This window comes from uncultured Flavobacterium sp. (assembly GCF_963922255.1).
GTDB lineage: Bacteria > Bacteroidota > Bacteroidia > Flavobacteriales > Flavobacteriaceae > Flavobacterium.
Map to the genome: position 1 here is coordinate 275,201 of NZ_CAWUIC010000001.1, position 18,789 is coordinate 293,989.

Sequence of the window (18,789 nt, forward strand, 5' to 3'; positions counted from 1 at the left end):
AAATGAAAACAAAAACGCAACTTTTTTTGGAACTTTGGATGGAATCCAGAACAAGACTTACGAATCAATTAGCAACTCTAACACAAAATGATTTAGCTAAAAAGTTAGCACCATCTGTTAATAGTATAGGATTTCTTATTCGTCATATTGGAGATGTGGAATTGCTTTTTGCAAAAAATGTTTTTAATAATAAAGACATAAAAGTTATTGCAAAAACAGTTATAGATAAAAGAGATACAGGTGAATGGACTAATCTTCAAGAATTGAAAGACTATGTTGCTCTTTCTTTTGAATCATTAAAATCAATTGTTGAAAAACAAAGTGATGAAGATTGGGAAACGTCTATTACTACTAACGAATTTGGAACAAAAACTAAATCAGAAGCCTTTGGAAGAATTGTTTCTCATACGGCTTATCATGCTGGTCAAATGGCAATTATCAATAAATATGGTACAATTTAAAAACAAATAATTATGAAAAAAAGTATTTTATTAGTACTCTTTATTTTTACAATAATATCTTGTAAAAAAGAGGAAACAGTGTTGAAAACAGATAGTGATGTTACTTCAGTTTCTTTACCTAATAATCGATTAGAAATCTATGCTTTTCATGGAACACGTCAATGTGAAACATGTAAAAACATGAAATTAAATACAAAAGCTACATTAGATAAATATTTTTCTGATAAATTAAAATCAAATGCAATTGTGTATCAAGTTATTGATGTGGATGATGATAAAAATGAAGCTTTAGCTGAAAAATTTCAAGCAACTGGAACAGCTTTAATGATTAACAAAGTGGTTGATGGAAAAGACAATATTTCTGATTGGAGTGATTTTGCATTTGATAAAGCAAATGAAGCCAATGAATTTATACCGGAATTAAAAATTAAAATAGAAGAAGTTTTAGAATAATTTATGGAAACTGTAAATCAATTTTTTAACGATGCTAATATGCCCATTTTTGGAGCATTACTTTTAGGGCTAATGACTGCAATAAGTCCTTGTCCTTTGGCTACAAATATTACAGCAACAGCTTATATTTCAAAAACATTGTCAAGTAAAAAGAAAGTGCTCCTGAGTGGGTTTTTATATACTTTGGGATTGGCATTGACTTATACTTTAATTGCTTTAATCATTATTTTTGGAGCTAGTAAATTTCAAGTTGCCAAATTTTTTCAAGGTAATGGTGAAAAATTTGTTGGTCCTGTTATGGTACTTATTGGTTTAGTAATGTTAAATATAATTAAATTGAATTTTTTTGGAAAATCAAATTTTACAGAAAAGTTAGAGAATAAATTTAAAGACAAAGGATTATTGGGCTCTTTTCTATTAGGTTCCTTGTTTGCTATGGCATTTTGTCCTTATAGTGGAGCAATGTATTTTGGAATATTAATTCCAATGAGTATTAAAAGCAGTATTGGTTTTGCTTTGCCTTTTTTTTACGCAATAGGAGCAGGTTCTTTAGTATTATTTTTTACGTTTCTAATTGCATTTAGTATGCAAAAGGTAGGTAAATATTTTAAAATCATTACTAAAATTGAAAAGGTAATGCGCTTAATAGCAGGAATTTTGTTTGTTTTAACAGGTTTCTATTATATTTTTATATATCTTAAATTAATTTAAAAAGAATGAAAAAAAGATTAGGATTTTTAGACAAATATTTAACGCTTTGGATTTTTTTAGCGATGTTATTGGGTGTTGGAATTGGTTATTTTATTCCGAATTCAGCTGATTTTATTAACTCCTTTTCTTCTGGAACAACAAATATTCCTTTAGCAATTGGATTAATTTTAATGATGTATCCGCCTTTAACAAAAATTGATTTTTCAAAAGTTCCATTGATGTTTGAAAAACCCAAATTACTTGGAATTTCATTTATAATTACATGGATTGTTGGACCATTTTTAATGTTTTTATTAGCGACATTTTTCTTGAAAGATTATCCAGAATACATGACAGGTCTAATTATCATTGGAATTGCTCCTTGTATTGCCATGGTTATTGTTTGGAACGAATTGGCTGAAGGAAACCGTGAATTAACAGCTGGATTAATTGGATTAAACAGTTTGTTTCAAGTATTATTTTTTAGTTTTTACGCTTATTTTTATTTGGAAGTAATGTTGCCTTTATTCGGAATAAAAGGTTTAGAATTAGACATTACAGTAGCTGAAATAGCAAAAACGGTTGGAATTTATTTAGGAATTCCGTTTGCGTTAGCTGTTGCTAGTCGTTATTTTATAAAGAAATATATTGGTGATAAATGGTTTAATCAGAAATTTATTCCGTTTGTTTCACCAATTACATTGATTGCTTTATTGTTTACAATTGTTGTAATGTTTAGTTTAAAAGGAGAAATGATTGTTGATTTGCCTTTTGACGTTGTTAGAATAGCAATTCCATTAGTAATTTTCTTTACTATTATGTTTTTTTTGATGTTTTTTGTAGCCAAAAAAATTGGAGCAAATTATCGTGATGCTGTAGCTTTATCTTTTACAGCTTCTGGAAATAATTTTGAATTGGCAATTGCTGTATCCATTGGAGTTTTCGGCATCAACAGTGGTCAAGCTTTCGCAGGAGTTGTAGGACCTTTAGTAGAAGTTCCTGCTTTGATTATATTAGTTAATGTGGCTTTTTGGTTGAAGAAAAAGTTTTATAAATAATCTAAAAAAACCATTAAGATATTAAGTTTCATTTAGAGTTGTATTTCTAAATTGTCTTAATATCTTAATGGTTTAAATATTAAGGTAACTGTCCTTATTTGTCGATAGAGCCTAAAACTCGCTTCATAAAATCATTTAAAGCTGTTTTTTTGTCTTTTCCTTCTTTGACCATTTTGTGAACTTCAAGAGCTCCATACATGTTTGAGATTAATTCACCAATAACGTCTAATTCTTCATCTTTTAGAGAAGAAACTTCTGTTAGATTTTCAAGAACTTCAATCGCTTCAATCAAGTAATCTTGATCGTTATCTTCGATGAATTGTGTTAGTTGTTTTATTACAGGTAGTTTCATTTTATGCTGAATTTATTTCAGTATCTCATCAATACTGAAGTTTATGTGTTTAAAAGATTAAAAGGCTTGAGTTACTTATAACCTATTAAACTTTTAACCCTTTTATTTTATATTACTTCACTAACCAATTCCGTTAAAACTTCTAACTTATTAGTTTGAGTTTGATTTACTAATTTTCCGTTTTTAAAAGTAGCAAATGTTGGTAAATTATCAACGGTTGCTAATTTTCTTGATTCTGGAAATTTTTCAGCATCAACCATTAAAAATGGAATATTTTCGTTTTGAGAAGCCAACATTTTAAATTTTGGTTTCATAATGCGACAATTTCCACACCAAGTGGCTGAATATTGTACTACAACTGTATCATTTGAAGCTACAACTTCTGCTAAATTATCTTGTTCTATTTCTGTAAACATAATTTTAAATTTGAAGTTAAAAAAAACCAAATTCCAAAGTTATATTCTTGGAATTTGGAATTTTAAATTTGGAATTTTTGTTTTTAGTTTTGAGCTAAATAAGCTGCTGTACTTAATCTATCAGCACTCATAGCTTCTTTACCTTCTTCCCAGTTAGCTGGACAAACTTCACCTTTAGTTTGAACGTGAGTGTATGCATCGATTAAACGTAAATATTCGTTTACATTTCTACCTAATGGCATATCGTTTACACTTTCGTGGAAAATTTTTCCTTCTTCGTCAATTAAGTAAGTAGCTCTGAAAGTTACGTTTGAACCTTCTAAAATTTCGTCATTTAATGCTTCATCAAAAACCCATTCAGCATCTAAAATATCTAAATTAGCAGCTAAATTACGAGTTGTATCAGCTAAAAGAGGATAAGTAACACCTTCAATTCCACCGTTGTCTTTTGCAGTGTTTAACCAAGCAAAGTGAACTTCATTAGTGTCACACGAAGCACCAATTACCATTGTATTTCTTTTTTCAAATTCGCCTAAAGCATTTTGAAAAGCATGTAATTCTGTTGGGCAAACAAAAGTAAAGTCTTTTGGATACCAGAATAAAACTACTTTCTTTTTGTTGTTAACTGCTTCTTCTAAAACGTTAATTCTTAAGTTATCTCCCATATGAGAAATTGCGTCAACTGTAATGTTTGGGAATTTTTTTCCTACTAATGCCATTGTTTTTTATTTATTATTAATAATTGATTTTCTAATGCAAATTTACAAAAGCAGTATACATTTAAGAATTAATATGATGTTTTCTTTTTATTAAGATATAGAGAATAATTATCAATATATTTCTTACTATTTTTTTAACTTTAATTTTATGAATTTCTTACTTATTTATTGTTTAAATTGTTATAATAATAATAAAACCATCTTTTAAGATGGTTTTATATTTTAAAATAATTATTAAAAACTCAATTAATTATATATCAAAACGGTCAGCATTCATAACTTTATTCCAAGCTTTAATAAAATCTTTTACAAATTTTTCTTTAGCATCGTCTTGTGCATAAACTTCGGCATAAGATCTTAAAATAGAATTTGAGCCAAAAACTAAATCAACTCTAGTAGCAGTCCATTTTGATTCACCAGTTTTTCTATCAATTATATCATATGTATTTTGATCATTTTCTTTCCACGTGTATTTCATGTCTGTTAAGTTCACAAAGAAATCATTAGTTAAAACTCCTACATTATCTGTAAAAACACCATGTTTAGTTCCATCGTAATTAGTTCCTAAAACTCGCATTCCTCCCAAAAGAACTGCCATTTCTGGAGCGGTTAATCCCATTAATTGCGCTCTGTCTAACATTAATTTTTCTGGTTTTACAGCATAATCTTTTTTCAAATAATTTCTAAAAGCATCATGTGTTGGTTCTAAATCAGCAAATGATTCAGCATCCGTCATTTCGTCTGTGGCATCACCTCTTCCTGCAGTGAAAGGCACATTAACATTAAAACCAGCATCATTAGCTGCTTGTTCAACAGCTGCTGAACCTCCAAGAACTATTAAATCAGCCAAACTAACTTTTTTAGCTAAACCTGATTGAATTTCGGTAAGTTTATTTAGTACTTTTTGAAGTCTTTTGGGTTCGTTTCCTGCCCAATCTTTTTGTGGAGCTAAACGAATTCTTGCACCATTGGCACCACCTCTAAAATCAGAACCTCTAAATGTTCTTGCACTATCCCAAGCTGTAGTAATTAATTCACTTCTTGATAGACCACTATTTAGTAATTTTGTTTTTAATTCTTCTATTTCAGCATCTGATAAAGTGTAATCTACTTTTGGAATTGGATCTTGCCAGATTAAATCCTCTTGTGGGACATCTGCTCCTAAATAGCGATCTTTTGGACCTAAGTCACGATGCGTCAATTTAAACCAAGCTCTGGCAAAAGTTTCTGTAAAGTAATCAGGATTTGCATAAAATTTTTCTGAAATTTTTCTGTAAATAGGATCCATTTTCATGGCCATATCAGCATCAGTCATGATTGGATTATTTCTTTTTGTAGGATCAAAAGCGTCAACAGGTTTGTCTTCTTCTTTTATATTGATAGGTTCCCATTGCCAAGCTCCAGCTGGACTTTTCTTTAATTCCCAATCATAATTTAAAAGTAAATAGAAATAACCATTATCCCATTTCGTAGGGTTTGTTGTCCATGCTCCTTCAATTCCACTGGTTACTGCATCAGCACCAATTCCGCTATTAGAAGGATTATGCCAGCCTAAACCTTGTTCATGCAAATCTCCAGCTTCTGGTTCTCTACCAAGTTTAGAAGCATCTCCATTTCCATGAGCTTTACCAACAGTATGTCCACCAGCAGTTAATGCAACGGTTTCTTCATCATTCATAGCCATTCGTTTGAAAGTTGTTCGCACATCAATTGCTGTTTTTAACGGATTTGGTTGACCATCAACACCTTCAGGATTTACATAAATTAAACCCATTTGAACAGCTGCCAAAGGACCATCTAACGATTCACGATTTTCAACATCGTTATATCTATTTTTGGTTTCGGCTAACCATTCTTTTTCAGCACCCCAATTCACATCTTTTTCTGGATGCCAAATATCTTCTCGACCACCAGCAAAACCAAATGTTTTTAAACCCATGGACTCATAAGCCATATTTCCAGCTAATATCATTAAATCTGCCCAAGAAATTTTATTTCCATATTTTTTCTTAATAGGCCACAACAAACGTCTTGCTTTGTCTAAACTAACATTGTCTGGCCAACTGTTTAAAGGGGCAAAACGTTGACTTCCAGAACCGCTTCCTCCACGACCATCAGAAACTCTGTATGTTCCGGCAGAATGCCAAGCCATACGAATCATTAAACCACCATAATGACCCCAATCTGCTGGCCACCAAGATTGACTATCAGTCATGAAGTTTTTAAGGTCTGTTTTTAAAGCTTCTAAATCCAATTTTTTGAATTCTTCTGCATAATTAAAATCTTTACCTAATGGATTTGTTTTTGAATCGTGCTGATGTAAAATATCAAAATTAAGAGCATCTTCCCACCAGTCTAGATTACTGGTTGTACTTTTAACGATATCTTCTTTTTGATGAAAGGGGCATTTGCTGATGTTGTTTGAATTTTCCATAAAGTTTGCTAATATTTTAGAATTAATGCTATTTAATTGATAATACTCTTAAAGATGTACTTATTGATTATCAAAATTACAAATAAAAAAATCACTACTGTAGTTAAGTAATGGTTATTTTTTATTTTTAAATAGATTATTCTTATAGAAAAACTATCCTTTAATAGTTGAAGCTAATTGCTTAATTTTAATATTAAATGCAGCAAAAAATAAAGTAGTTATTGGACTTAACCAATTAAACACTGCATAAATAAAGTATTCTGCAACACCAACGCCTAAAACACCGCTCTGATAAGCTCCACAAGTATTCCATGGAATTAAAACTGAAGTAACTGTACCCGAATCTTCAAGCGTTCTACTTAAGTTTTCTGGAGCTAATCCTTTTTCTTCATATGCTTTTTTAAACATTTTACCTGGAATAACTAATGCCAAATATTGATCTGAAGCAACGATATTTAAACCTAAACAACTGATTACTGTACTAGCAAATAATCCAAAAACAGAACTTGCAAAGGATAATAAAACTGCAGTTATTCTAGCTAAAGCTCCTATAGCATCCATTATTCCACCAAATACCATAGCTGATAGAATTAATAAAATAGTCCAAAGCATTCCAATCATTCCTTTAGAACTAAATAAATCATTTAGTTGAACATTTTCAGTTATAATTGCTGTCTCATTGAAAACTGCACTAGATATTGAAGATAAAGTAGAATCCCCTATGGATATTAATATTTGAGGTTGAAAGTATATAGCAAAAATTGCTGCAACAATTACACCAGCAGATAGAGCTAAGAGTGGTTTTGTTTTTAATAAAATTAAAGCAACTACCATTAAAGGAACTGCAAATAAATAAGGTGTAATGTTAAAAGTTGTTTTAATAGTTTCTAAGATTGAATTTAAATTGGTTGTTCCAGTAGTTTCAGTCGTGAAACTTAAAATTGCAAATACAATTAGCGTAACTATATAAGTTGGAACAGTTGTAATAGACATATATTTAATATGAGTAAATAAATCTGTCCCAGCCATAGCAGGTGCTAAATTTGTCGTGTCACTTAAAGGTGACATTTTATCTCCAAAATAAGCTCCAGAAATAACTGCTCCGGCAATCATTCCAGAGGGAATTCCTAAAGCTGTTCCAATACCAATTAAAGCTATACCAACTGTAGCAGACGTTGTCCAAGAACTACCAGTAGCTATAGAAATGATTGAAGAAATTACTACAGAAGCAGGTAAGAAAATTTCTGGACTTAAAACTTGTAATCCATAATAAACCATTGCGGGAATTATACCACTAACTAACCAAGTTCCAGCTAAAGCACCTACAAGTAAAAGAATTATTATAGGGACAAATACACTTTTTATATTAATCCAAATTTCTTGAATCATTTTATGTATTGTTACTTTATTAAAAAGGCCCATAACTAAAGCAACACTTCCTGAAAGTAGTAAAATTAATTGATTTGAATAATCACCCAATAAAGCACCATCTGCGAAAAAAATGTTGTAAGCCAAAAGCACCATTAAAAAAAAGACAGGCACGAGAGCTTCCCATATGTTTAGCTCTTTATTTTTATTGATTTTATTATCCATGAATTATTTTTTGAAGACGCAATATATAAAAAAAAAACGGCATAAAGATTTCTTAAACCCTCTTTAGTAAGGAAGATTTTATTTTCTTTTAAAAGTTGTTTTTATAATGTCCGAAGGGAATACTACTGGACTTTCATGACCTTCTTTGTCTACTGACGCTACACCGAAATAATAATTATCAATAACGATACCTTCTAGAATATAATCGTTAACTTTTCCAACAAATCTACTATTTTCCCATTGAGGAGAAGTGGTTAGTCTCCAATAAATTTTATAACCAGCTATTTTGTCGTCAACTATTTTATCCCATTTTAATTTAACACTTGGTTCTACAATTCCACCAATTTCCACATTTGTTGGAGCAGGAGGAGACCAACCTAGACTTGCTAAATTAATTACATTTACACTAGTTAGTTTCTTTGTATATTCAAAATTTACACCTTCCAATACATCTCCGTATTTAATACCATTTTCTTCTCTAATATTTTGGTGTTGTCTGTTGTAATTTTCATGAGCTTCCATTATTCTAACACCTGCAAATCCTAAATCATTAAATGGTCTATGGTGACCACCTCGACCAAATCTATCCAATCTATAAACCATCATTGGATTCATTTCCGGCATATAAGTCTTTGTTGTTTTTTCAATAAAACGAGCTAGTTGTCGGGAATTTCCGTCTACTTCACCACCATAAAAGCGTCTTAAATTTCTGGTTCTTTCTGATTCATTGGCTGGAGTAGGTTCAGAAAATATTCTAAAAGTTCTATTATCAATAACCCCATCGACACCTTCAATATTGCCTATCATATCATTATTCAATACACCAATGATTTCCCAACCCTTATTTTTGGCATAATTGGCTAAACCTTTTCCACCAAAAAGACCTTGTTCCTCACCTGAAAGTCCGATAAAAACAATACTATTTTCAAATTTGTATTTTGATAAAACTCTTGCAGCTTCAATTGTTCCAGCCATACCAGAAGCATTATCATTAGCTCCAGGTGCATCAGAAGTAAAATCCATAGTATCTGAATTTCTACTATCAATATCACCAGTCATTATAATAAATCGATTTGGATATTTAGTTCCTTTTTGAATAGCAACAACATTTACAATCCAAGTATCTTTTGGAATACGTTCACCATCATTAGTTGTTACATAATCTTTTTGATAAAATACTTCTAAACAATTTTTACAATCTTTTGAAATTTTATCAAATTCAGATTTTATCCATCTTCTAGCAGCTCCGATTCCTCTTGTGTTTGAAATAGTATCGCTAAATGTATTTCTAGTGCCAAAATTAGCTAATGTAGTTATGTCGGCCTTAATCCTCTCTGAGGAGACACTATTTATTATATCATAAACTCTTGCGTCAGTTTGACAATAGATATTTTGATAAATTAGGAAAATGAGAAATAAAAGCTTTTTCATATTTATAATTTTATCAAATATAAAAAAAATCCGTTTAATTTATTCGTGATGAGAATTAAACGGATTGTAAAGTTTACTTAAAAAAGAATTATAAAATTGAAAGTTCTTTCATACAAGCTTTCATCCTTTCGTAAGTTCTTTCGATATTATTATCTAATCCAATTGAAAAACGAATTAAACCATCTGTTAAACCCATTTCTTCTTGTTCTTCTAACGGAATTTCAGATGAAGTTGATGTTCCAGGTGCACTAAACAATGTCTTGTAGAAACCTAAACTTACAGCTAAATAGCCTAAATTTCGTTCTTGCATTAATTCCATTAAAGTATTTGCTTTATCTAGAGAACCTACATCAATCGTTAACATTCCTCCAAAACCATATTCTGGATTAATCATGTTTTTATACAGTTCGTGACTAGGGTGGCTTTTTAATCCAGGATAAACCGTTTTTAAACCGTCTTTTTCAAATCTTTCAGCTAAATATGCTGCATTATGACTATGTTGTTTGATTCTTAAATGCAATGTTCTCAAATTTTTCATCACAGAAGCTGAACGCATACTATCCATTGTTGGTCCTAATAACATACTTGCACCTGAGTTTACATTTTTTAAATCATTAATAAATTCTTGAGAAGCACAAACTACACCACCAACTGTATCACTACTTCCGTTGATATATTTTGTTAGGGAATGAATCACAATATCGGCACCTAATTTAACTGGAGAAACAGATAAAGGAGAAAATGTGTTATCCACAACTAATTTTAAATTGTGTTTTTTTGCAATTTTAGAAAGGTTAGAGATATCAGCAACTTCTAGAAGAGGATTACTTACCGTTTCACAATATAGAACTTTTGTATTAGGTGTAATTGCAGCTTCTACAACATCTAACCTGGTAATATCTACAAAAGAAGTGTTTACACCCATTCTTGGAGCAAAATTCTTTAAGAAAGCATAAGTTCCTCCATATATAGTGCGACTAGAAACTATATGGTCTCCATTTCCACATAATTGTAATAGAGTTGGAGTAATAGCTCCCATTCCTGAAGCAGCTACGTTTGCCGTTTCAGTCCCTTCCATTGCAGCTAAAGCTTTGTCAAGATATAGATTACTTGGAGAGGAATGACGCGAATATAAATAACAACCTTCAGCATTTCCTTCAAAAGTATCAAACATAGTTTTTGCAGAAAGGAAAGTATACGTTGAAGAATCAGATATCGAAGGATTTACACCTCCAAATTCTCCAAAATACTGTAAATCTTGTATATTGTCAGCTGGATTAAATTTGCTCATTATTTTGTGTTTTTAAATTAAAAGTTGTTCAAAGTTGATAAATTGTAAGTAAAAAATCAATATAAACTTAATTATTTAGAATTTTATTCTAAAATGTTTGTTTTTATTAGATTTTTATTCCTATTAACTTTATGTAATCCAATAATTATAGTATTTTTGAAACCTGAAACCTAAATATATGGATGCAATAGATAAAAAATTATTAGTATACTTACAACAAGACGCAAAAAAAACAACTAAAGAGTTATCTTTAAAGTTAAATCTTTCTGTTACGGCAATTTATGAAAGAATAAAAAAGTTGGAAAGAGAAGGAATAATTTCAAAATATGTAGCTTTACTTGATAGAAAAAAAATTGATAAAGGGTTTATGGTCATCTGTAACATTAAGTTAGTTCAACATAATGTAAATAGTGTAACCACTTTTGAAAAAGAAATCGTTAAATTAGATGAAGTTTTAGAATGTTATCATGTAAGTGGAGATTACGATTATATTATAAAAATATATGTTACTGATATGGATGCATATAGAGAATTTATGTTGACTAAACTAACAACGCTTCAACATATTGGAAGTACACATAGTGTTTTTATGATTGGAGAAGTTAAAAACGAAACAAATTTTAAATTATAGATAGATGAAAACTAGATTATTATTAGGTATTTTAGTTAGTGCGATTTTAATTTCATGCAAGGCAAAAATGGAAGAAACTACACAGAATATCCATAGAAAATGGATGTTGATCCAATTTGAAAATTTTCAAAAAGAGACACTTATTGAAAAACAATGTTATTTAGACTTAACAGATCAAAAAAATGCTATGGCAAATATGGGATGTAATAGTTTAGGTTTTGTTTATGAGCTTAAAAATGATAATGAAATTCTTTTTAATCAGGGAAGAACGACTCATATGTATTGTGAAGATCATGCAATTGAATCTCAATTTTTAAGTATTGTCAAAACTATTTCATCATATAAAGTAAAAGGTCATAAACTGCATTTAAGAACTAATACAGACAAAGAATTAATTTTTGTTGCTGAAGATTGGTATTAATTTAAAAAATTTAAATCCAAAACTAAATTTATTTGTAATTTTGCACGACAAAATAAAATAACACACAAAAAATACAAATATGAGTCAGTTTGATGTAGTAATAATAGGTTCTGGTCCTGGTGGATATGTTTCAGCAATTCGTTGTGCACAATTAGGATTAAAAACCGCAATCATTGAAAAATATTCAACTTTAGGTGGAACTTGTTTAAATGTAGGATGTATTCCTTCAAAAGCAATGTTAGCTTCATCTCACCATTATGATGAAATAAAACACTTTGCAGATCATGGAATTGAAGTTTCTGGAGAAGTAAAAGTGAATCTTCAAAAAATGGTGGATAGAAAACAAGCTGTTGTTGATCAAACTTCTGGTGGTGTTAAATATTTGATGGACAAAAATAAAATCACTGTTTTTGAAGGATTAGGTTCTTTTGAAGATGCAACTCACGTTAAAGTGACTAAAAATGATGGTTCTTCTGAAGTAATTGAAGGGAAAAATATCATTATTGCAACAGGTTCAAAGCCTTCAAACTTGCCATTTATCACATTAGACAAAGAAAGAATAATCACTTCAACAGAAGCTTTAAAATTACCTGAAGTTCCTAAACATTTAGTAATCATTGGTGGTGGAGTTATCGGAATTGAATTAGGACAAGTTTATTTAAGATTAGGAGCTCAAGTTTCTGTAGTAGAATATATGGATAGAATTATACCAGGAATGGATAGTTCGTTATCTAAAGAATTGACAAAAGTTCTTAAGAAACAAGGAATGAAATTCTACGTTTCGCACAAAGTACAATCAGTTGAAAGAAAAGGAAATGAAGTAACAGTAAAAGCCGAAAATGCTAAAGGAGAAGTTATTTCTATAGAAGGAGATTACGCTTTAGTTTCTGTAGGAAGAAGACCTTATACTGCTGGATTAAATGCAGATAAAGCTGGTGTTAAAATCACAGATAGAGGAATGGTTGAAGTTAACGATCATTTACAAACAAATGTTTCAAATATTTATGCAATTGGTGATGTTGTTCGTGGAGCAATGTTAGCACACAAAGCTGAAGAAGAAGGAACAATGGTTGCTGAAATCTTAGCGGGACAAAAACCACATATTGATTATAACTTAATTCCTGGTGTAGTTTATACTTGGCCAGAAGTTGCTGCAGTTGGAAAAACAGAAGAACAGTTAAAAGAAGAAGGTGTTGCTTACAAAGCAGGAAGTTTTCCTTTCAAAGCTTTAGGTAGAGCAAGAGCTGGTGGAGATTTAGATGGATTTGTGAAAATTCTTGCTGATAAAAATACAGATGAAATTCTTGGTGTTCATATGTTAGGTGCTCGTTGTGCTGACTTAATTGCAGAAGCAGTTGTTGCTATGGAATTCAGAGCAAGTGCAGAAGATATTTCTCGTATGAGTCACGCTCATCCAACGTTTGCTGAAGCAATTAAAGAAGCTGCCTTAGCTGCAACAGATAATAGAGCATTGCACGTTTAGAATTGCAATAATATAAATAGCTTTTTCTTTTACTAAGAAAAACGTAAAGTTTATTGGTACAATTATTGTACATAAAACATAAATTATTGCAGTTTTCATAATATGTATTTAATTGGTTTAAAATAGCGTATAGAAAAGTTCCTGCAATATAGAAAGTCCCGTGAAAACGGGACTTTTGTTATTTTATTTAGAGTTTATCTATGCTTTAATCAAATCTTTGTAGGTTTCCCAGTGAACATAAATCAAAAATAAATTTGCTCCAAGAACAAATATTGCAACAGGAAGATCAGTTGGAGCAATTGAAGAATGAAGGAAAAATATATTGACTGTGATGGGTAATAAAATTAGTAATCCTAATTTCATAAACTTTCCTGTTAATAATGTTAATCCTGCAACAAGTTCAACTATTTTAACTAATGGAAATAAATACTTTGTAGCCATAAATCCAGACATAACAGTCAACATTTCACCTTCTGGCATTGGTTCATCCATAAATTTAAAAAAATAATTTAAGGAAGCAAAGACCATTAAGGCACCTAAAAGAATTCGAACAATTAAGATTGCAATTTTTATATAAATTAGTTTTGGTTACTATGTCAAAGATATTAAATAATTGTTTTTAAAATTGTATTTTTGAAATTCAAATAAAAAGCATTGAGAACTTCTATAATAAAGTCTATACAAAACCCAACAGAATTCAAAAAACAACTTTTAAATTGGAGTCAACAGTTTAGAGAAATTGTGTTTTTAGATTCTAATTCAAATTATAATAGAGATTCAAAGTATTCTACTTATGATTTGGTTGTTGCGGTAGATGCCTTTACAGCAATTAAAACAGATTATACAAACGCTTTTGAAGATTTATACCAATATCAATCTATAACAAATGATTGGCTGTTTGGCTATTTATCTTATGATTTAAAAAATGATATTGAGGATTTAAAGTCTAAAAATTTTGATGGATTGTATTTTCCAGATTTATATTTTTTCCAACCCAAGAAATTATTTTTACTTAAAGGTGAAACTTTAGAAATTCAATATCTCAATATGTGTGATGATGAGGTTGAGGTTGATTTTGATGAAATAAATCAGTTTTCAGTTTTCAGTTTTCAGTGTTCAGAAATAAATATTCAACAAAGAGTTTCTAAAGAAAATTATATTGAAAAGGTTTCTAAAATGTTAGATTATATTCATCGTGGTGATATTTATGAAGCTAATTTTTGTATGGAATTTTTTGCCAAAGATGCACAATTAAATCCATCACAAGTTTATAACGATTTAAACGAAATTTCAGAACCACCTTTTGCTGTTTATTTTAAGAATAAAGATAATTTTTTAATTTCAGCTTCACCTGAACGTTACTTAAAGAAAGTTGATTCGAAAATTATCACACAACCTATAAAAGGAACAGCTAAACGTAGTTTTGATATGGAATTAGATGAAGAACTTAAAGTTAACTTATCTAAAGATGCTAAAGAACGTTCAGAAAACATAATGATTGTTGATTTAGTTCGAAACGACTTATCGCACACAGCCACAAAAGGAAGTGTCCAAGTAGAAGAATTATGTCAAGTTTACACATTTAAACAAGTACATCAAATGATTTCTACAGTAGTTTCAGAAGTAGAAAATACAACTTCTCCCATCCAAATTATAAAATCTACATTTCCTATGGGAAGCATGACTGGTGCTCCAAAAATATCAGCTATGAAAATCATTGAAGAACTAGAAGAAACCAAAAGAGGTTTGTATAGTGGAGCAGTAGGATATTTTACTCCAAATGGAGATTTCGATTTTAACGTTGTAATTCGAAGTATTTTATACAATTCATCCAATCAATATTTATCTTTTTCTGTTGGAAGCGCAATAACTTCTCTATCAATTCCTGAAAAAGAATATGAAGAATGTTTATTGAAAGCAAAAGCTATGTTTGAGGTTTTGTTAAACAATTAATTCTTATTTTTGAGCATGCAAAATCAATTTCAAGACCAACTTCAAAATCAATTTCCCTATCTAAAAGAAAAAAAACTTCTTTTGGCAATTAGTGGTGGAATTGACAGCATGGTTTTATTGCATTTACTTCATAAATTAAAATTTGATATTATTGTTGCTCATTGCAACTTTAGTTTGCGTGATGCAGAAAGTGATGCTGATGAAGATTTCGTAAAATCAACTTGTGAAAGTTTAAATATTCCGTATTATATTCAGAAATTTGATACTAAACAATTCGCTTCTGATTATAAACTTTCCATTCAATTAGCTGCTCGAAAATTACGTTATGATTGGTTTTCTGAACTTTTAACCGATAAAAAAATAGATTATGTTTTAACAGCTCATCATTTGGATGACGAAATTGAAACGTTTTTAATTAATCTAACTCGAGGAACTGGTTTAGAAGGTTTAACCGGAATTCCAGCAAAAAATGAGAAAACAATTCGTCCTTTATTAATATTTTCAAGAGAGCAAATTGAGAATTTTGCCAAAGAAAACAACATAAAATGGAGAGAAGATTCTAGCAATGCTTCTAACAAATATTTGCGAAATAAATTAAGACATGATGTAGTTCCAATTTTAAAAGAATTGAATCCAAGTTTTATGAATTCGTTTCAAAATACTTTGAATAATTTAAAACAAAGTCAGTCTTTAGTGGATGATGCTTCTCGAATTGTTTATAGAAAAGTAGTTCAGGAAGAAGAACATCAAAAGAAAATTAATATTTCAGATTTAAAACAACTAGAAAATTATGAAGCTTATCTTTTTCAATGGCTTAAACCTTTAGGATTTTCTGCTTGGAGAGATATTTATGATTTAGTTGAAGCTCAATCGGGTAAACAAGTTTTTTCTGAAAAATATGTGCTTTTGAAAGATAGAATCTACTTGATTGTTTCTGAAAGAAATCAAAGAGATTGTAATGTAAGTTATATAATTGAGAAAAACACTTTAGAAGTTAAAAATCCCTTAAATGTTTTAATAAGTAAGGTAGATGACATCTCTAATTTAACAAATACTACTATATTTGTCGACGAAGAAAAAATTTCTTTTCCCTTAGTTATTCGAAAATGGCAAGAAGGAGATGTTTTTTTTCCTGCAGGAATGAAGGGTAAAAAGAAAGTGAGTAAGTATTTCAAAGACGAAAAATTCTCACTTATTGATAAACAAAATCAATGGTTAATGTGTTCAAATGATGAAATAGTTTGGATAATTAATCATAGAGCAGATCAACGTTTCATTGCAAACAATAAAACAAAAAACATATTAAAACTAGAAACAAAATAATGAAGAAAATTCTTTTAAGTGTGCTACTTTTAGTTTCCTTTTTAGGAAATTCACAAATATTAGATCCAGTTAAATGGAAAACTAAAGTCGTTCAAAAATCAGATACAGAATTTGAATTAGTAATGGAAGCTGCCATTGATGATGATTGGCATCTTTATTCACAATTTACACCAGATGGAGGAGCTCAACCGTTAGTTTTTACTTTTAAAGGTAGTGGAAAAGACTATAAATTAGTTGGTAAAACTAAAGAAAGTCAATATAAGAAAACCTACAATGATATTTTTGAGGTAGATGAATATTATTTCTCAAAAAAAGCAACATTCACACAACTAATCAAGGTTACAAATTTAAAATTAAAAGAGATTAAAGTTTCGTTAGAAGGACAATCTTGTATTGACGGAAAATGTATTCAAGAAGACGATAATTTAACCTTTAAATTACCAGAAATAAAGATAGTTGAAGTTGAAAAAGTAGAAGAAATCATAAAAGATGAACCAAATGAAGAAGTTTCTACTGAAATAGTTTCTAATGATATTGATACAACTAATCTAGCTAACGCAAATGTTACCGATACAAAAGAAACAACTGAAATTGAAAATACAACTCCAATAGAACCTGTTAAAGAAGAGAAAAAAGGTTTGTGGACGATATTCTTTTTAGCTTTCTTTGGAGGTTTTGCAGCATTGTTAACACCATGTGTATTTCCAATGATTCCAATGACAGTAAGTTTCTTTACCAAACAAAGCAAAACAAAAGCAGAAGGAAAGCGAAATGCCATTTTATATGGAATTTCAATCATCTTAATTTATGTTTTGTTAGGTTCTTTAGTTACAGCTATTTTTGGAGCAGATGCTTTAAATGCCTTATCAACTAACGTTTGGTTTAATATAATTTTCTTTTTACTATTAGTTTTCTTTGCAACATCATTTTTAGGAGCATTTGAAATTGTATTACCAAATTCATGGGCAAATAAAGTGGACAAACAAGCTGATAGAGGTGGGTTTGTCGGAATATTATTTATGGCTTTAGCTTTAGCAATAGTATCTTTTTCTTGTACTGGACCAATTGTTGGAACTTTATTAGTAGAAGCAGCTTCAAAAGGAGGTTTAGCACCAATTGTTGGAATGGTTGGATTTTCATTAGCTTTAGCGCTACCATTTATGTTATTTGCAATGTTTCCAGGATGGATGAATTCATTACCTAAATCAGGTGGTTGGTTAAATACTGTTAAAGTTTCTTTAGGATTTTTAGAATTAGCTCTGGCTTTCAAATTTTTATCTAATGCCGATTTAGTGTTACAAGCACATTGGTTAGAAAGAGAATTATTTTTAGTGATTTGGATTGTAATTTTTGGAGCTTGGGCAGTTTATTTATTTGGAAAATTAATGTTACCTCATGATAGTCCAATTACTTATTTGTCTGTTGGTAGATTATATATGGCAATTTTAGTCTCAATGTTCACCTTGTATTTGATTCCAGGATTATGGGGAGCACCTTTAAAATTAATTTCAGGATTTCCTCCACCAATGACGTATAGTGAAAGTCCAAATGGAGTAGGATATAAAAATGATGGATTAAGCGGAACAGTTTCAGCTTTACCAGAACACGCACACAAAGGACCACACGGAATTGTAGCTTTTCATGATTATGAACAAGGATTAGCTTACGCGAAAGAAGTTGGGAAACCAATATTATTAGATTTTACAGGATATGCTTGTGTTAACTGTAGAAAAATGGAAGATTTCGTTTGGTCTACATCAGAAATTTTACCCATGTTGAAAGAAGAGTTTGTACTGATTTCTTTATATGTTGATGCTAAAGAAGAATTACCAAAAGAAGAACAATATGTTTCAAAAGAAACAGGAAAAGAAATAGTTTCAGTTGGAAATAAATGGAGCGATTATCAAATTACACGTTATAAAAATAACGCTCAACCATATTACATTATATTAAATGATGAAGGTAAAGATTTATCAACACCAATTGGCTATACACCAGATGTTGAAGAATATAAAGCTTGGTTAAATGAAGGTTTAGCAGCTTTTAAAAAATAATAAATATCTATAATTAAAAATCCCAA

Annotated in this window: 18 protein-coding genes; 10 read left to right on the top strand and 8 right to left on the bottom strand. The window is 30.0% G+C overall.

What is annotated here, in order from left to right; all coding sequences use genetic code 11:
- Positions 1–2: 2 nt before the first annotated feature.
- The 4 genes from AABJ49_RS01325 to arsB are packed head-to-tail and all read left to right on the top strand — an operon-like array spanning position 3 to position 2,662.
- The gene (locus AABJ49_RS01325) at positions 3–461 is read left to right on the top strand and encodes a DinB family protein (protein WP_338375424.1); all 459 of its coding nucleotides are present in this window, start codon (positions 3–5) and stop codon (positions 459–461) included.
- A gap of 12 nt (positions 462–473) precedes the next feature.
- A complete protein-coding gene (locus tag AABJ49_RS01330; RefSeq protein ID WP_338375426.1) occupies positions 474–914 on the top strand; it encodes a nitrophenyl compound nitroreductase subunit ArsF family protein in 441 nt (146 codons plus the stop codon).
- 3 nt (positions 915–917) lie between these two features.
- Positions 918–1,625: an aromatic aminobenezylarsenical efflux permease ArsG family transporter gene (locus AABJ49_RS01335; RefSeq protein ID WP_338375428.1), complete on the top strand. Its 708-nt coding sequence runs from the start codon at positions 918–920 to the stop codon at positions 1,623–1,625.
- Between the two features lie 5 nt (positions 1,626–1,630).
- Positions 1,631–2,662, top strand: a complete 1,032-nt coding sequence (arsB, locus tag AABJ49_RS01340) for an ACR3 family arsenite efflux transporter (protein ID WP_338375430.1) — start codon at positions 1,631–1,633, stop codon at positions 2,660–2,662.
- 94 nt (positions 2,663–2,756) lie between these two features.
- On the opposite strand, the gene AABJ49_RS01345 is transcribed toward arsB, so the two are convergent.
- The 7 genes from AABJ49_RS01345 to AABJ49_RS01375 all read right to left on the bottom strand — a co-directional run bounded on the left by AABJ49_RS01345 (position 2,757) and on the right by AABJ49_RS01375 (position 10,898).
- On the bottom strand, positions 2,757–3,014 hold the full coding sequence (locus tag AABJ49_RS01345; protein WP_338375432.1) for a hypothetical protein: 258 nt from the start codon (positions 3,012–3,014) through the stop codon (positions 2,757–2,759).
- 107 nt (positions 3,015–3,121) lie between these two features.
- The gene (locus AABJ49_RS01350; protein ID WP_338375433.1) at positions 3,122–3,430 is read right to left on the bottom strand and encodes a thioredoxin family protein; all 309 of its coding nucleotides are present in this window, start codon (positions 3,428–3,430) and stop codon (positions 3,122–3,124) included.
- Between the two features lie 83 nt (positions 3,431–3,513).
- Positions 3,514–4,149, bottom strand: a complete 636-nt coding sequence (locus AABJ49_RS01355) for a peroxiredoxin (RefSeq protein WP_338375434.1) — start codon at positions 4,147–4,149, stop codon at positions 3,514–3,516.
- Between the two features lie 250 nt (positions 4,150–4,399).
- The gene (katG, locus tag AABJ49_RS01360) at positions 4,400–6,583 is read right to left on the bottom strand and encodes a catalase/peroxidase HPI (RefSeq protein ID WP_338375436.1); all 2,184 of its coding nucleotides are present in this window, start codon (positions 6,581–6,583) and stop codon (positions 4,400–4,402) included.
- 153 nt (positions 6,584–6,736) lie between these two features.
- On the bottom strand, positions 6,737–8,176 hold the full coding sequence (locus AABJ49_RS01365; protein ID WP_338375438.1) for a Na+/H+ antiporter NhaC family protein: 1,440 nt from the start codon (positions 8,174–8,176) through the stop codon (positions 6,737–6,739).
- A gap of 78 nt (positions 8,177–8,254) precedes the next feature.
- A complete protein-coding gene (locus tag AABJ49_RS01370; RefSeq protein ID WP_338375440.1) occupies positions 8,255–9,607 on the bottom strand; it encodes a M28 family metallopeptidase in 1,353 nt (450 codons plus the stop codon).
- Positions 9,608–9,695: 88 nt separating this feature from the next.
- Positions 9,696–10,898 carry an aminotransferase class I/II-fold pyridoxal phosphate-dependent enzyme gene (locus tag AABJ49_RS01375; protein ID WP_338375441.1) on the bottom strand — a complete coding sequence of 401 codons (1,203 nt, stop codon included), beginning with the start codon at positions 10,896–10,898 and terminating at the stop codon, positions 9,696–9,698.
- A gap of 178 nt (positions 10,899–11,076) precedes the next feature.
- Here AABJ49_RS01375 and AABJ49_RS01380 point away from each other — a divergent pair, with 178 nt between their 5' ends.
- The 3 genes from AABJ49_RS01380 to lpdA all read left to right on the top strand — a co-directional run bounded on the left by AABJ49_RS01380 (position 11,077) and on the right by lpdA (position 13,433).
- Positions 11,077–11,529 carry an Lrp/AsnC family transcriptional regulator gene (locus tag AABJ49_RS01380; protein WP_338375443.1) on the top strand — a complete coding sequence of 151 codons (453 nt, stop codon included), beginning with the start codon at positions 11,077–11,079 and terminating at the stop codon, positions 11,527–11,529.
- Positions 11,530–11,533: 4 nt separating this feature from the next.
- Positions 11,534–11,950, top strand: a complete 417-nt coding sequence (locus AABJ49_RS01385; RefSeq protein WP_338375444.1) for an META domain-containing protein — start codon at positions 11,534–11,536, stop codon at positions 11,948–11,950.
- Positions 11,951–12,029: 79 nt separating this feature from the next.
- On the top strand, positions 12,030–13,433 hold the full coding sequence (lpdA, locus tag AABJ49_RS01390) for a dihydrolipoyl dehydrogenase (RefSeq protein ID WP_338375445.1): 1,404 nt from the start codon (positions 12,030–12,032) through the stop codon (positions 13,431–13,433).
- A gap of 198 nt (positions 13,434–13,631) precedes the next feature.
- Here lpdA and AABJ49_RS01395 read toward each other — a convergent pair whose 3' ends face one another.
- Positions 13,632–14,012 carry a DoxX family membrane protein gene (locus AABJ49_RS01395; protein WP_338375674.1) on the bottom strand — a complete coding sequence of 127 codons (381 nt, stop codon included), beginning with the start codon at positions 14,010–14,012 and terminating at the stop codon, positions 13,632–13,634.
- 75 nt (positions 14,013–14,087) lie between these two features.
- On the opposite strand from AABJ49_RS01395, the gene AABJ49_RS01400 reads away from it, so the two are divergent.
- Genes AABJ49_RS01400 through AABJ49_RS01410 form a run of 3 tightly spaced genes read left to right on the top strand, consistent with a single transcriptional unit; the run spans position 14,088 to position 18,763 of the window.
- Positions 14,088–15,386, top strand: coding sequence for an anthranilate synthase component I family protein (locus AABJ49_RS01400; protein ID WP_338375446.1), 1,299 nt, complete (start codon positions 14,088–14,090; stop codon positions 15,384–15,386).
- Between the two features lie 15 nt (positions 15,387–15,401).
- Positions 15,402–16,709 (top strand): tRNA lysidine(34) synthetase TilS, encoded by a 1,308-nt coding sequence (gene tilS / locus AABJ49_RS01405; RefSeq protein WP_338375448.1) that lies wholly within the window; start codon positions 15,402–15,404, stop codon positions 16,707–16,709.
- Complete coding sequence (locus tag AABJ49_RS01410) at positions 16,709–18,763, top strand: cytochrome c biogenesis protein CcdA (protein ID WP_338375450.1); 2,055 nt, start codon at positions 16,709–16,711, stop codon at positions 18,761–18,763. The genes tilS and AABJ49_RS01410 overlap by 1 nt, the downstream gene beginning before the upstream one ends.
- Positions 18,764–18,789: the final 26 nt, after the last annotated feature.